Raw genomic sequence first — 13,413 nt, forward strand, 5'->3', positions numbered from 1 at the left:
GGAGCGAGCACGAGAGGAATATGGCCAAAATCTATTTTGTTTGTGGTTTTATCGGTTCGGGTAAGACGACGTATTCAAAAGCGCTGGCAGAAAAGCATGCTGCGTTTCGTTTCTCCATCGATGAATGGATGATCCCTTTGTATGGAGAGCACATGGAACGTGACGTTTTCGATAGTCGTTTAGCGACACTCCAGGGGCTATTTAAAGACTCCGCACAACAGCTGTTCTCCCTTGATGTCCCAGTAATATTTGATTTCGGTTTTTGGCGCAAAACAGATAGAGAAGCCTTTGTCGATTGGGCGTCGAGCATTGAAGTGGACAGTGAAGTGCATTATCTCGATGTACCTTTCGAAATCTGTAAGCAAAGAGCATTGGCACGTAACGCGGAACTAGGTGGGAATTCATATCACATGTCGCCAGAAATGTTGGATTTGTTTTGGTCCTGGTTTGAGGTTCCAACATCAAATGAAAATGTACTTTGGGTTAAATAAACAAACTCATCCCAAATCGTCACTCCATGTTTTCCATTGACATAACCGTTTACTCGGTCAGCCTTTCTCGTATCTCGTATCTCGTATCTCGTATCTCGTATCTCGTATCTCGTATCTCGTATCTCGTATCTCGTATCTCGTATCTCGTATCTCGTATCTCGTATCTCGCCCAAATAACCACATATACTAGGGGGTAGTATTATATACTGGAGGGGAGTATAGTTTTTAAAAACATAACTCACTGGGAAGTGTCACTGTATGAAAGACGTAAAGGGTGTTTTTCGCAACCTAGAAAAAATGCTGCAAAACGCGAATTGGTTTGAAGATGGTTGGGAAATTTATAACCGAGGAGAGTACCTGCAACTGTATAAGCAAAACTGGTTCAACGAAAACCAAGGTGGTGTACATTTCGAAACGTATATCGAAGGGTCACAAGTGAAGCAAAAAGCCTTTCCGATTTGTATGCATGCGGAAGAAGACTGTCCATCTCAAGCTGAATTTGTACGTCAATTCAAAGAGCTAGAAGGGAGCCGTATTGCTGGTTGGAAAGGGTATAAGACACTGGATAACAGCTATGGCATTTGCCAAAGAACCCTGCCGCTCCACTTTAAAAACCTAGAACAACGTTTGTTTGAAGAGTTCAACCGACTGCGTGCGCTAGAAGCAAGCATCGACAAAGTGCTGGATAGGTTATAAATGAAAAAGCAGAAAAGCCCTTGTATTGATGTATGTGATTTTTCCCATAGCAAAGGGTGGTGCGCTGGGTGTGGAAGAACGCGAGAAGAATGTAAGGCTTGGAAGTCGATGAAGCCTTACGCCATCAATGCGCTCAAAAAAGATCTGCAAAAGAGAATGTCTCAAATGAAAGCTCAGTAATACTGGGCTTTATTTAATGTATGAGTCGATAACTTTAATCACCACGTCCATATCCGCTTCTCGTTGTTCTTTGCTTTCTTCTAGAACAAGGTGCTCATGTAAATGGCCTTTGATGACCTCTTTCATCAAACCGTTTACCGCGCCTCGAATCGCGGCGATCTGCTGCAAGACGTCCTGGCACTCTTGCTCTTCATCCAACATCTTCTTAAGGCCATTAACCTGACCTTGTATCTTGCTGACTCGGGCCGTTAGCTTTTTCTTATCTTTAGCTGTATGTGACATAGCATCTGTACTCAATGTAATTGGCAGGAGAGAGGAGTTAGTCGGTAATGTAGCACCGAATTTATACTAGGGGGTAGTGTTTATACTAACGGGGAATATATTTGCGATGAATGGTTTTAAAACAAAGCCCGCTGATTTCAGCGGGCTTTATGGAAGGTTACTCTAGGTGCTTAAACTGCAACGCGACGAGGCGCTGATAGAGTTCGCAGCTTTGCATTAACGACTGGTGGTTGCCAAGGTCAATCAACTCGCCGCCGTCTAACACCGCAATTTTATCGGCGTGTTGGATGGTTGAAAGTCGGTGAGCAATGATCAAAGTCGTGCGGTCTTTCATCAATGCTTCAAGTGCTTGTTGAACATGATGTTCACTTTCACTGTCCAGCGCGCTGGTGGCCTCATCAAGCAAAAGGATTTTTGGATCTTTCAGAATTGCACGAGCAATCGCGATGCGCTGTTTTTGACCACCAGACAATCTCACGCCACGCTCACCCAAAAAGCTATGGTAACCGTCTGGTAGTTTCTCAATAAACTCATGCGCGTGTGCTTTCTTCGCTGCTTCAATCACTTGCTCGTCAGTCGCGTCTGGGTTGCCGTAGCGAATGTTGTGGAATACATCGTGGCTAAACAGAGCGGGTTGCTGCGGAACCAATGCCATTTGACGACGAAGATCATTCGGCTCGAACTGTCGAATGTCTTCTCCACCAAACAATACTTGGCCTTGTTGTGGGTCGTAGAAGCGTTGCAGCAATTCGAATAAAGTCGTTTTACCAGCGCCAGAAGGGCCAACTAAAGCCAACACCTTACCTTTCTCGGCGGTCAGGTTTAGCCCTTTGATAGCGGGTTGGTCAGGGCGAGAAGGGTAGTTGAAGTTCACTGAATCAAACATCACTTCCGCAGGCATCTCGTCGGTGATCGGAAGGTGATTGCTTGGTGCGCTGATGTCGCTTTCCACTTGAAGGATCTCAATCAGCCTTTCTGTTGCACCGGCGGCTCTTTGTAGTTCCCCCATGACTTCGGAAATCGTTGCCATAGAAGACGCAACCATGATGGCGTAGAACACAAATGCTGCGAGATCGCCAGCAGACATCTTGCCGTGAATAACATCACTGCCGCCAACCCAAAGCATGCCAGCAATGGCGCTGAATACAATGACGATAACACCAGAAATCAGAATCGCGCGCTGTTTTACTCGCTGTCTACCCACCTCGTAAGCTTTTTCTACTTCGACAGCAAACGCCGCGCGTTCATGCTGCTCTGAGCTAAAGCTTTGAACCGTTTTGATGTGCTCAATTGCTTCGCCTGCGTAGCTGCCGACATCGGCCATGGTGTCTTGGCTTTGGCGTGATAGGGCACGTACTCGTCTTCCATAAACCAAAATCGGAACCAACACGAATGGCACAGAAGCCAGCACAATCAAAGTGAGCTTAAAGTTGGTTGCGAACAACATGATGATCGCACCAATACACATAAGCGCGCTGCGCATCGCCATAGAAAACGACGAACCAATAATGCTTTGCAGCAACGTCGTATCTGTGGTGAGGCGAGACATAATATCGCCGCTACTATTGGTCTCAAAATAACTAGGATGCAGCGTAATCACATGGTTAAACACCGCAAGACGAATGTCCGCGCTGACGCGTTCGCCCACGGAAGAAACCAGATAGAAGCGGAAGAACGTCCCCACCGCGATACATAGCGTCACACCGACGATAAATTGAATCGCATTGGTGAGTTCTTGCAGCGATTGCTGAGCAAAGCCTTGGTCTATAAGAATGCGCACGCCGTAGCCGACAGATAGCGTTAGGCTGGCTGTGGCGATTAGGGCAACTAAGGCAGCAGCAACGCGCCATTTATAAGGTGAAACGAAGGTGTTGAGTTTAAGAAGAATGCCGAGATTTTTATTATTTTTACTGCTCATGAGTGGCTCACAAAGCGTTATAGGTACTTGGCATAGTAAGCGACTTTGGTTTGTGAAACCAGTGGTGAGTCAGTTTCGATAACAGAGTGATCCTTCTGGCAAGGCATTCAGCTCGATGGAACCTAATTTCTCACTTTTTGTTATTGGCATATGCTAATTACAGGGCATAAAGTGAATGCCTCAAATAGATAAAGGAATTCACCATGTCAGTCGCTCGCCAAGTCTAACGCTTCTTTTTTTGTTCTCTTTACTCATTCTGTTTTGTTCCACAGACAATCTCAAACGCAGAGGTATTTATGTCTATTCACGCTCCTAAAAACCACCAACATTGCGCAGTCTGCTGCCAGCCGTTTTTCAACGCGCACGATACGATTCAATTTACGGCAATGCCGAGTGGTGGCGTGCAAGGGCAAATCGTGCCGACAGAAAAGGTTCAAGGTTATGAAGGCGTGATGCAAGGCGGTGCCATCAGTGCGCTGCACGATACTGCCATGACACACTGCCTTTTCGCACAAGATATCTGCGCAATGACGGCTAAGCTGGAGGTGCGCTTTATCAAACCTATCCCTCTCAATCGTTCAATCCGAGTGGAAGCGCATTGCATCAAGAGTAAGCGAGGCATGTATTTGCTAGAAAGCGAAATCTATGTTGGTGAGCAGTGCTACTCAAAGGCTGAAGCCAAGTTTATGCAGCAGGCTGTTGAGGTCTAATATTGCTTACTTTTTGAGTACAGCAGTGAGCGACGAAAAGCGTTTAAAAGGAAAGGTTGTTACGGAAGAGAAAGGGAAGTGAGTCAACCTATTTGGTCAACTCGCATTCTTTGCTATTGGCGTAGTGAGTAAAGAACCTAAACAGCGATGCAGTTAATCCACATACGCCACGGAGCTTGGTTCTTTATAAATACAGTCTACTTTTGTCACACTGCCACTCGAGTCTTGATATTGAGCATAGACGACCCATAGGCCATTGGTTCGCGCGCCCATTACCGTAACCCGAGTATTTTCACCATAAGTTGTATTGTCCGTGCCAGATCCTCTACCAAAAGAGACTTGGAACTCCTTCTGGACAGCACGTTGTACTTCCATGCCGTTAAAGTCCCCCTTTGGCTGAACATGCAAAAACTCAAGCCCGCCTCCTTTTCCTTTACGGATTGCAAAGGTACAACCGGTCAATTGAGTGGTTACCAAGTAGTCAGCAGCATCATAATGGGTGACTTTAGAAATGGAGTCGGGTTTAAGTTGTTCAAAAGGAGAAACGGGGATATGAATACATTGAAGTGCTTTCGCGTTTTTAACTAACGATTTTGGACCAAGGCGGAAACGCATCTCCTTCATCTTTACCCCCTGATTTATCCCGAAAGCGGTATCGCCATGGCTATACAAGTAAAACCTCATAGCACCTTTCGATTGGCCCGCGCTGGTAATGGATAGTGGGAAGCGAAGTAAAAACTCCTCTAAATCTCGGTCTAAAACCTGAACAGCCTGATCTAACGTTTGTGGCATAACACAGTCCTTTGTTGTTATTTATAGAATGCGTGGAATCTTATTGATTATAGTTCACAGGCATAAGCATATATGAACATATCGAATCCAATGAAATTTCTTCTTCTTTCATCACGAGAACATGATATTGCTCGGAAGTAAGCACTGGTTATCTTGATGAAGTCGCCGTTAGCAAAAAGAGATTGTCGCTTCGCCATTCAATAACAGAAAGGTGAACCGAACCGTTCACCTTCATCGTTTCATTGCTTAGCGCTTTGACCTAAATCGAGCATCAAACTCAGTTAGTACCTCAACTTTGGGGTTTGTGGGCCGTTTTTATCTGCTCGAACAGTTCTTCTGCCTCCGCAGTTAATAAAGAGTAGGTACGTATGTCGCCGCGTCTTTGCGCTTGCATCGCTTGTTCAAGCAGCATTGAGTGGCGTTTTTTGAGTTTCTTGACGGAATTGTTTTTGAAGAAAGAAAACATAAATAAATCCTTTACTTAGAACCTTCCTTTATTACGCGTTTAGTCTGCTTTTGGTTCAAACCATCAACACCGCACTATTGTTTTGTTACGTCTTTCTTTTGTTCAATCTGCCGCCAAAGATGACGGTTTTCGACTCATTGATGAGAGGGCGCTTGGGACAATTTTGACTCACCTTGCCATACAAAAACTTATCTGAATTCATGTGGCTAATTGTTTGTTGTTTATATCGTCATTTTACATATGAACTACAAGGCATTATTGGCGAAATGAGGAGCGATCTTTTTTGAGTCAATAGTAAATAACGGTCAGGTCATGAAAATAAAGGCTTCAAAGATTAAGGATGTGATGTTGTAAGAGTATTTCAAAATGTTTCTGTTGTTACACCTTGTAACATTGGTGCGTTGTCGGTATGGTTCGTCCCCTCAAAAAATAGACTTTTACGCTCAACTTAAAGGAAGAACTATAATGATTTCTAATGATGCGGTAATCATGGGCATGCTCGCTGTCATACTCGGCGCTATCTTTATCACGGAAAGCAGCCAAAACAGCGCACTAAAAAGATTCTATTCGATCATTCCGGGTCTTTTACTCTGTTACTTCGTTCCTTCATTGCTAAACAGTTTCGGTATCATTGATGCATCGAACTCTAAACTGTACTTCGTAGCAAGCCGCTACCTACTGCCAGCAGCGTTGGTGCTTTTGATCATTTCTGCTGATCTGCGCAAAATCATTGGTCTTGGCCCGAAAGCGGTCATCATGTTCTTGACCGGTACGGCAGGGATTATCATCGGTGGTCCTCTGGCGATTCTGATTATCGACCAAGTTTCTCCGGATCTCGTTTCTGGTGATGTATGGCGCGGCCTAACCACGGTTGCTGGTTCTTGGATCGGTGGCGGTGCAAACCAAGCCGCGATGAAAGAAGTCTTCGAGGTGAACGACGAGCTGTTCTCGGCAATGATTACGGTTGACGTTATTTGTGCCAACGTTTGGATGGCAATCCTATTGATTATGGTTGGACGTCAGAAGAAGGTAGACGCATGGCTTAAAGCGGACACATCGTCCATCGAAGAGCTAAAAGAAACCGTTTCTAAGTACCAAGAAGAAAACGATCGTCCAACCACAACAACCGACCTTGTTAAGATCGCTTCAATTGCGTTTGGTCTAACCGGTCTTGCACATTACTTTGCCGATATGATTGCACCGTGGATTTCGACTAACGCTCCAGAACTGGCGAAATACAGCCTGACTTCGGGGTTCTTCTGGCTAATCGTATTGGTAACAACATTTGCGCTTGTTGCTTCTTGCTTTAAATCGACACGCAGTCTTGAGCACGGTGGGGCATCGAAAGTAGGTTCAACCTTCATCTACATCCTTGTTGCAACAATTGGTATGCAGATGGACGTCACGGCAATCTTCGATAACCCAGGTTACTTCTTTATCGGCATCGTTTGGTTAACCATCCATGCTGTATTAATGATTGCTGTTGCGAAGCTGATTCGTGCGCCACTGTTCTTTATGGCGGTAGGTAGCCAAGCGAACGTTGGTGGTGCAGCATCTGCGCCTGTTGTTGCGGCAGCATTTCATCCAGCACTAGCACCAGTTGGTATTCTAATGGCCGTTCTTGGTTATGCATTAGGTACATACGGCGCCTACATCAGTGGTCTACTAATGCAGTTGGCTGCGGGTCAATAATTTAACCTCGCGATTCAATCTAACGATACTTAAAGAAAAGTCCGGCATAGAAGCAACTATGCCGGACTTTTTGTATTCGCCTTTTAAGCTTCATTTGCTTGGCGCTGTAGGTGTTCGATAAATACTGGTATCTTTTTCGCTAAATGCTTCCTCGACGCATAAAACGCATACAACACCAAATCTTCTGGTGTGCATTCCAAGTCAATCACTTCCAAACAGCCTGAATTTAATTCCTCTCGGCAAAACTCAGCAGGCAGAATCGCAAAGCCCAACCCAGCCAATGCACCGGACTTGGCAAGTTGTCCGCTGTTTACCTTAAATGAAGACTTCACTCTTTGAGTTATCAGCTCTCCCTCTGGGCTTTTGAAAACCCAGGGTGTTCCTTTCAAGGCAGTAAAGCTACTCACGCACGGAACGTGCCTCAAATCCGTGATTTGGTAAGGTTTCTGGCACGCTTTCAACAGGTTAGGTGAGGCGACGACAACACTCGGCCAGCGCTTAATCTCTTTGGCAATCCAATTACTGTCTTCCAACTTCCCGCGATGAAAGCCTAAGATCACGTCAAACCCGTCTAACAAACTTTCTTTTGGGCTTAAGTTAGTTTCACAGTTCAATGAAATTGAAGGGTGTTGAACACAAAAAGAAACGACTGCCTTTGCTAGCTCTGGAGAATCTGGCATCAGAACGTTGAGTTGGCCCATGACCGTTCTAGAATGCTGCGTTATGTCTTGAAGCGCATCATTTAGAGTGTCCAGTATCGGCTGTGTACGTAAATAAAGATGTTCACCAGCGTCTGTCGCGCAAATTCTTCGGGTTGTTCTATCAAACAATCGCACATCAAGTTGCTCTTCCAGTAAAGCAATATGCCGACTGACATTTGACGTGGGTAGGGATAAAAACTCAGCAGCTCTCTTAAAGCTGTTGTTCTCATAGACGCAGTGGAAACTCTTAAGCCATTGCGGATCAATTTTATCGAGCACTTTAGTTAATCCCATTTTGTTGGATTATGAAGTCTATAAATCGCACTTTATTACTCAAAGTAGGTTTATACAATGTTTGCTAACTTGATTTCTTGATAAAGGTTTTCCCTATGAGTTGGTTAGAAAAGATATTGGATAGCAAGAACATCGTCAGTACACGGACAGCGTCAATTCCAGAAGGGGTATGGACCAAGTGTCCGTCTTGCGATCAAGTATTGTATCGGCTTGCCCTTAAGGAGAATTTAGAAGTTTGTCCGAAATGCCAACATCATATGCGGATGTCAGCGCGACACCGTTTGGATAGCTTCTTGGATAAAGGAGAGCGGATAGAAATCGGCAGTGAATATGAGCCAAAAGATCTGCTTAATTTTAAGGATAAAAAGCGCTACAAAGAACGTATTGCCCTCGCTCAAAAGAATACTGGAGAGAAAGATGCGTTGATCGCAATGAAAGGTGAGCTACTCGGTTTACCCATTGTCGCCTGTGCATTCGAGTTTTCTTTTATGGCGGGGTCGATGGGGTCAGTCGTAGGTGCACGTTTTGTTGATGCCGTCGATACAGCAGTAAGAGATAATTGTGCACTAGTTTGTTTTTCAGCTTGTGGTGGTGCTCGTATGCAAGAGTCTTTAATGGCGTTAATGCAGATGGCAAAAACCAGCGCAGCATTGGCGCGGCTATCCCACGCACGCTTACCTTATATTTCGGTATTGACCGATCAAACGTTCGGCGGCGTCTCTGCAAGTTTAGCTATGCTGGGGGACATCAATATCGGTGAGCCAGAAGCAAGGATTGGGTTTGCTGGGCGTCGTGTGATTGAACAAACCGTGCGAGAAAAGCTACCGGATGGCTTTCAACAAAGTGAATTTTTACTAGAGCATGGCGCTTTAGACATGATCGTACAAAGGCGGGATATGCGAGAAAGAGTAGGTAGGCTGGTAGCAAAGCTGACTCACACGGCAATTTAGCCTGATTTTTAATCACTTACCGAGTTGTAACGCATAAACTTATCAATATGCGAGCTTACTAACACGCCATACGTGACACTTCATGTATTCTTAATTGAAGCGAAGAAGAGGATTTATCAATGTCAAAAAGCTCCAAGCTTCACAATGAAGACAAACTGGTTAAGAAGGCACTAGAGATTGGTGGGAAGATGGCGAAGCTACAAGGTTTTGACCTTCCTCAGTCACCACAACCTCTAAGAGTAAAAGCGATTTACCTATTCTTGGTTGATGCAAAACAGATCACGCCACTGCCGGAAAGCAAGCTAGACGGCGCAAGCATCAAACACCGACTGGCAGTCTGGATACACAGTGCATTGCCAGACAACGACCCTCTAAAGTAGAAAACCTCATAAGTCACATAGGTCACTAATTAACAAGGCGAGCCAAATGGTTCGCCTTGTTTAGTATTGCAAGTGCACCGGGGTCTTTAAGTGTGGCGGTATCATTGATTTACAAAACAGAATCAAAAGGACTAAAGATAAATCGAGAGAAGCGCTACAATGCATGCGTTGCGAGAGTGCAACCAAGATTACTCATTTACAGAAGCCTTGAAGTAACCATACATGTCTAAAGATTTCGAATTCACTACAGAATACATACTCGACAAACCTTTTTTTGCTGAGTGTTATGATCAAACTAGCCAGCCAACGAAGTTCCCACAGGCGTACCTAAAAGGGATACTGTTTCTAGTCTTTGGTGTGGTTTTATTGGAGTTTGAACTGCTACCCAATGGTTATGTCGGTTGGTTCTTTATCGTATTGAGTGTGATTGAAGCGTGCAGCGTTTACTTCAAAAGAACTTGGTGGTTGTGGCGTCAAACCATCAGCTCAAGCCGTGGCAGTAAAGTGGTTTTTGATGTGAATGCAGATGGCGTGCGCTACAAAAGCGGTAAAGTTGATCGCAGCCTCGCTTGGAATGAAATCGATCAACTCGAACAAACTGACTTGGGCTTTATCCTTCATCTTGGTAAACAACGCCAATACATCACCAAATCTTGTTTAAACGAAGAAGTCATCGCGTTTATGGTAGAGCAGCACGCGGCATCAAAAGCGAGCTAACAAATCCTTACTGACAAAAGAGGCGAGGCAATTGGTTCGCCTTTTTTGATCTTGGCTTTGAATAGGTAGATTGTTAGCTTTTGCCTAATAATAATTTAGCTATTCATCATCTAGTTCTAACTCATCTTATCTATATCATTTATTCCATAGACGCAGAGTGCGTAACTTATTGGAAAAGCACCTTGAAAAGTTCAGGGTGTAGATAGGAAAGTTATTATGACAACAGCAACAAAAACAGTCCCAATGACAAACAGTGTCGGGCTGACTCTTCTTGCGGGTTTACCTCTTTTCACTCTACTGCCACTTGGCTTAGACATCTTCTTACCTGCGGTATATCAAATCGGAGAATTCTTCTCTGACCAAGGCGTGCCTTCAATGGCGATCAGCATCTACATGTTGTTCTGGGGGCTTGGCCAATTGTTCTGGGGCGGTATGGCTGACACCATAGGCAAAAAGAACATTGCGCTGATTGGTCTCGCTTTGTTTGCTTTCAGTTCTTTTATGATTTCGACCATTGATAGCGACCAAGCAATGCAGTTCTTGGCGTTTCGTGCGCTACAAAGCTTTGCTGGCAGTGCTTGCTTTACCGCGATCTTTGCTCTGATCCGCATGCGATTTGAAGGTGAGCACTTGAATAAAGCATACAGCTACCTGAATGGTATTCTCGCGTTTGTTCCGGTTAGTGCTCCGCTGGCTGGCGCGTACATTGTCGAGACAAATTCTTGGTTTACGCTGTTCACGATCATGTCGGTACTTGGTGTGGTTAGCATTGTTTGGATATTCTTGACTCTACCAAATGACAAAAACGCGCAGCAATCATTGGTAGCAGAAGCATCGAACGTAACGAACACTGGCTTTATTCGTCGTTATGCCAACGTAGTTGTGAATACGCGCTTTAAGACATTCCTATTCTTTGCACTGGTGGCTCAGAGCCTGTTTATCTACCTACTGACCGTTGCGCCAATGTACCTAATGGGCAAGCTAGAAGTATCACAGTTCGCATTTGGTCAAATGTTTATGGCAATCGCGATAGTCTTCATGCTTGGTAGCTTCTTATCGCCAGCCATTAACGCACGCTTAAGCATTAAATCTTTAATCGCACTTTCACTCGGATTGATTGTGACGGGCGGCGTACTCATGTTTGTTATGAGCGGCATTCAAGCTTGGTATTCTCTCATTGGTCCTATGGTGATTATTGCTATCGGTTGCACCATGCTTCTGTGCAGCTGTCCGGCAAATGCACTGGCAGATTTCAAAGAAAACGCGGGCGTGGCAAGCGGTTTATACACGGCGACAACATTCGGTGCTGGCGCACTAATCTCAGCCTTGTTTACTCATGTGATTGATAGCACTGACCTTAGCCAAGTATCTCTGGTTTACGCGTTGTTCGCACTGTTTGCATTGGCGGTATTCTCAATAAATAAAACAGTGAAAGCATGAATCTCTGAGCCAAATCCAACAGAGCTCAGAGTCACTAGCAATAAAGTACAAAAAACGAAGCAGGATTCTTCAATCTATTGCGACTCACACTAAGTAATCTAGAGCCTATCGAAGCGCAGATTACACAAAATAAGAGAGAAAATTATGATCATCGTTACAGTGACAGGCAAAGTAAAACCTCAATTCAAATCGCTTTTTATCGAGCACATGGCGGAGCTGGCAAAAGTAGTTCGTGCGGAAGATGGCTGCATTACCTATCAACAAAACATCAGTGCAGACGACGAAAATACGCTATTTCTTTATGAAGAATGGCAGTCAGAGCAACAACTACAGGCACATTTGGCCACAGCGCACATGACAGAGCATTTTGAGCTCGCTCGACCATGGTTTGATTCGGTCGAGATGAAAACCTTCGAAGCAACTGAAACCCAAGCTTAACCAGCTAAAAAACTGACGAGGAACTCGACATGAAAAACACAACCCAGCGAGTCGCGATTGTTACTGGCGCAAACCGTGGCCTCGGTAAAGAAGTTAGTCGTCAATTGGCAGAGCAAGGCGACTTAGTCATTGTCACGGCTCGTCAGTTGAGTAGCGCACAGCAAACAGTGGAAGAGCTGGGTTTGGACAACGCATTAGCGGCGCAGCTTGATATTACTAACCAAGAGAGCGTTGACCAATTGGTTGAGTTTGTTCAGCAACGATTTTCTGCTGTCGATGTGTTAATCAACAATGCCGCCATTCACTATGACACTTGGCAAAACGTCGTGAACGCAGACCTCAATACCGTTCAAGAAGCGATGGACACCAATGTTTATGGAGCATGGCGGATGACACAAGCCTTCTTACCTTTGCTACAAAACAGCCAACAAGCTCGAATCGTTAACGTCAGCAGTGGGGCGGGTGCGATGAAGAACCAGACTGGCAGCACTCCAGCATACAGCATGTCGAAGATCGCGCTTAACTCATTAACCTTAATGTTGGCTAATCAACTCAAAAGCAGTGGCATTCTGGTTAACGCCGTCTGTCCGGGTTGGGTCGCAACAGATATGGGAGGAAGCGGCGGTAGACCTGTAGAGCAGGGGGCAAGTGGCATAACTTGGGCTGCAAACTTGCCAGCAAATGGACCAACTGGTGGCTTCTTCCGAGATGGTGAAGAAATCGAATTTTAGCCGTTAATGGGTATAAGCTTTAATCAAAGTTATGGCTTCTCTGATGTATGGAAGCTGATAAAACAAGAAACCAAAATAGTGGGTAATATGAAAAAGTTAATTGTCATTTTCTCGTTGGCAGCCGTTGCCATCACTACGGCATTTCAAGCATTTTGCGCAGATACCATTCACCTTGCTGCTTACAACGGCAATGAAGCTCAAGTGATTAAATTATTGAAAACCAATCCCGATCCGGATGAAAGAGATTCTTACGGCGGCACCGCGCTGCATGCCGCTATGTTCCAAGACAATACGAGAATCGTCGAACTGCTGATTGAAGCAGGCTATGACGTTAACGCTGTTGGCCCTAGAAACGGATATACACCACTTCATGATGCGGTATGGGCTAACAACCTGCCCGCACTAAAAATCTTGGTTGCCAATGGTGGTGATATCACGGTTAAAGGGAAAGATGGAAATACGCCACTTGAAAAGGCAATCGCTGAAGACAAACCAGAAATCGTCGCTTACTTACAAAGCCTTAAATAGGGAATAG

Annotated in this window: 17 protein-coding genes; 12 read left to right on the top strand and 5 right to left on the bottom strand. The window is 44.9% G+C overall.

The features are described from left to right. Positions 1-20 precede the first annotated feature (20 nt). From A9237_RS20480 to A9237_RS20490, 3 genes are all read left to right on the top strand, one after another. Positions 21-491, top strand: coding sequence for a P-loop nucleotide/nucleoside kinase family protein (locus A9237_RS20480; RefSeq protein ID WP_078609424.1), 471 nt, complete (start codon positions 21-23; stop codon positions 489-491). Between the two features lie 258 nt (positions 492-749). After that, positions 750-1,187 (top strand): hypothetical protein, encoded by a 438-nt coding sequence (locus A9237_RS20485; RefSeq protein ID WP_078609426.1) that lies wholly within the window; start codon positions 750-752, stop codon positions 1,185-1,187. Then, positions 1,188-1,367: a DUF1289 domain-containing protein gene (locus tag A9237_RS20490; protein ID WP_033006290.1), complete on the top strand. Its 180-nt coding sequence runs from the start codon at positions 1,188-1,190 to the stop codon at positions 1,365-1,367. It begins immediately after the preceding gene. Between the two features lie 9 nt (positions 1,368-1,376). On the opposite strand, the gene rcnR is transcribed toward A9237_RS20490, so the two are convergent. Then, positions 1,377-1,649, bottom strand: a complete 273-nt coding sequence (gene rcnR, locus A9237_RS20495; protein ID WP_005440696.1) for a Ni(II)/Co(II)-binding transcriptional repressor RcnR — start codon at positions 1,647-1,649, stop codon at positions 1,377-1,379. A 157-nt stretch (positions 1,650-1,806) separates the two neighbouring features. Continuing rightward, positions 1,807-3,567, bottom strand: coding sequence for an ABC transporter ATP-binding protein/permease (locus A9237_RS20500; RefSeq protein ID WP_078609428.1), 1,761 nt, complete (start codon positions 3,565-3,567; stop codon positions 1,807-1,809). A gap of 296 nt (positions 3,568-3,863) precedes the next feature. On the opposite strand from A9237_RS20500, the gene A9237_RS20505 reads away from it, so the two are divergent. Beyond that, on the top strand, positions 3,864-4,277 hold the full coding sequence (locus tag A9237_RS20505) for a PaaI family thioesterase (protein WP_078609430.1): 414 nt from the start codon (positions 3,864-3,866) through the stop codon (positions 4,275-4,277). Positions 4,278-4,430: 153 nt separating this feature from the next. Here A9237_RS20505 and A9237_RS20510 read toward each other — a convergent pair whose 3' ends face one another. Together A9237_RS20510 and A9237_RS27235 are read right to left on the bottom strand one after the other, a co-directional pair. Continuing rightward, complete coding sequence (locus tag A9237_RS20510) at positions 4,431-5,069, bottom strand: hypothetical protein (RefSeq protein WP_020196319.1); 639 nt, start codon at positions 5,067-5,069, stop codon at positions 4,431-4,433. Positions 5,070-5,358: 289 nt separating this feature from the next. Continuing rightward, positions 5,359-5,535 (bottom strand): DUF6435 family protein, encoded by a 177-nt coding sequence (locus A9237_RS27235; protein WP_009704518.1) that lies wholly within the window; start codon positions 5,533-5,535, stop codon positions 5,359-5,361. Between the two features lie 465 nt (positions 5,536-6,000). On the opposite strand from A9237_RS27235, the gene A9237_RS20515 reads away from it, so the two are divergent. Further along, positions 6,001-7,227 (top strand): DUF819 family protein, encoded by a 1,227-nt coding sequence (locus tag A9237_RS20515; RefSeq protein WP_009704516.1) that lies wholly within the window; start codon positions 6,001-6,003, stop codon positions 7,225-7,227. An 83-nt stretch (positions 7,228-7,310) separates the two neighbouring features. Here the strand turns inward: A9237_RS20515 and A9237_RS20520 are convergent, their stop codons facing one another. Continuing rightward, on the bottom strand, positions 7,311-8,222 hold the full coding sequence (locus tag A9237_RS20520) for a LysR family transcriptional regulator (protein WP_078609431.1): 912 nt from the start codon (positions 8,220-8,222) through the stop codon (positions 7,311-7,313). 95 nt (positions 8,223-8,317) lie between these two features. Between A9237_RS20520 and accD the strand changes: the two genes are divergently transcribed. From accD to A9237_RS20555, 7 genes are all read left to right on the top strand, one after another. Beyond that, on the top strand, positions 8,318-9,172 hold the full coding sequence (gene accD, locus A9237_RS20525; RefSeq protein WP_078609433.1) for an acetyl-CoA carboxylase, carboxyltransferase subunit beta: 855 nt from the start codon (positions 8,318-8,320) through the stop codon (positions 9,170-9,172). 119 nt (positions 9,173-9,291) lie between these two features. Further along, positions 9,292-9,552, top strand: a complete 261-nt coding sequence (locus tag A9237_RS20530; protein ID WP_005376453.1) for a DUF5062 family protein — start codon at positions 9,292-9,294, stop codon at positions 9,550-9,552. Positions 9,553-9,774: 222 nt separating this feature from the next. Then, entirely contained in the window at positions 9,775-10,269 is a 495-nt protein-coding gene (locus A9237_RS20535; RefSeq protein ID WP_078609435.1) for a YcxB family protein, read from the top strand. 216 nt (positions 10,270-10,485) lie between these two features. Continuing rightward, complete coding sequence (locus tag A9237_RS20540) at positions 10,486-11,709, top strand: MFS transporter (RefSeq protein ID WP_078609437.1); 1,224 nt, start codon at positions 10,486-10,488, stop codon at positions 11,707-11,709. Between the two features lie 144 nt (positions 11,710-11,853). Then, positions 11,854-12,147 carry a putative quinol monooxygenase gene (locus tag A9237_RS20545; RefSeq protein WP_029789385.1) on the top strand — a complete coding sequence of 98 codons (294 nt, stop codon included), beginning with the start codon at positions 11,854-11,856 and terminating at the stop codon, positions 12,145-12,147. 29 nt (positions 12,148-12,176) lie between these two features. Continuing rightward, complete coding sequence (locus A9237_RS20550; RefSeq protein ID WP_078609439.1) at positions 12,177-12,878, top strand: SDR family oxidoreductase; 702 nt, start codon at positions 12,177-12,179, stop codon at positions 12,876-12,878. 87 nt (positions 12,879-12,965) lie between these two features. After that, the gene (locus A9237_RS20555; RefSeq protein WP_078610229.1) at positions 12,966-13,406 is read left to right on the top strand and encodes an ankyrin repeat domain-containing protein; all 441 of its coding nucleotides are present in this window, start codon (positions 12,966-12,968) and stop codon (positions 13,404-13,406) included. Positions 13,407-13,413: the final 7 nt, after the last annotated feature.

Source organism: Vibrio owensii (assembly GCF_002021755.1).
Lineage (GTDB): Bacteria > Pseudomonadota > Gammaproteobacteria > Enterobacterales > Vibrionaceae > Vibrio > Vibrio owensii.

Bases quoted from the DNA above. Each gene is read 5' to 3' on its own strand.
- A9237_RS20530 (WP_005376453.1), top strand. From the start codon at position 9,292: ATGTCAAAAAGCTCCAAGCTTCACAATGAAGACAAACTGGTTAAGAAG.
- accD (WP_078609433.1), top strand. From the start codon at position 8,318: ATGAGTTGGTTAGAAAAGATATTGGATAGCAAGAACATCGTCAGTACA.
- A9237_RS27235 (WP_009704518.1), bottom strand. From the start codon at position 5,535: ATGTTTTCTTTCTTCAAAAACAATTCCGTCAAGAAACTCAAAAAACGC.
- A9237_RS20505 (WP_078609430.1), top strand. From the start codon at position 3,864: ATGTCTATTCACGCTCCTAAAAACCACCAACATTGCGCAGTCTGCTGC.
- A9237_RS20480 (WP_078609424.1), top strand. From the start codon at position 21: ATGGCCAAAATCTATTTTGTTTGTGGTTTTATCGGTTCGGGTAAGACG.
- A9237_RS20500 (WP_078609428.1), bottom strand. From the start codon at position 3,567: ATGAGCAGTAAAAATAATAAAAATCTCGGCATTCTTCTTAAACTCAAC.
- A9237_RS20520 (WP_078609431.1), bottom strand. From the start codon at position 8,222: ATGGGATTAACTAAAGTGCTCGATAAAATTGATCCGCAATGGCTTAAG.
- A9237_RS20545 (WP_029789385.1), top strand. From the start codon at position 11,854: ATGATCATCGTTACAGTGACAGGCAAAGTAAAACCTCAATTCAAATCG.
- rcnR (WP_005440696.1), bottom strand. From the start codon at position 1,649: ATGTCACATACAGCTAAAGATAAGAAAAAGCTAACGGCCCGAGTCAGC.
- A9237_RS20490 (WP_033006290.1), top strand. From the start codon at position 1,188: ATGAAAAAGCAGAAAAGCCCTTGTATTGATGTATGTGATTTTTCCCAT.
- A9237_RS20515 (WP_009704516.1), top strand. From the start codon at position 6,001: ATGATTTCTAATGATGCGGTAATCATGGGCATGCTCGCTGTCATACTC.
- A9237_RS20485 (WP_078609426.1), top strand. From the start codon at position 750: ATGAAAGACGTAAAGGGTGTTTTTCGCAACCTAGAAAAAATGCTGCAA.
- A9237_RS20510 (WP_020196319.1), bottom strand. From the start codon at position 5,069: ATGCCACAAACGTTAGATCAGGCTGTTCAGGTTTTAGACCGAGATTTA.
- A9237_RS20540 (WP_078609437.1), top strand. From the start codon at position 10,486: ATGACAACAGCAACAAAAACAGTCCCAATGACAAACAGTGTCGGGCTG.
- A9237_RS20535 (WP_078609435.1), top strand. From the start codon at position 9,775: ATGTCTAAAGATTTCGAATTCACTACAGAATACATACTCGACAAACCT.
- A9237_RS20550 (WP_078609439.1), top strand. From the start codon at position 12,177: ATGAAAAACACAACCCAGCGAGTCGCGATTGTTACTGGCGCAAACCGT.
- A9237_RS20555 (WP_078610229.1), top strand. From the start codon at position 12,966: ATGAAAAAGTTAATTGTCATTTTCTCGTTGGCAGCCGTTGCCATCACT.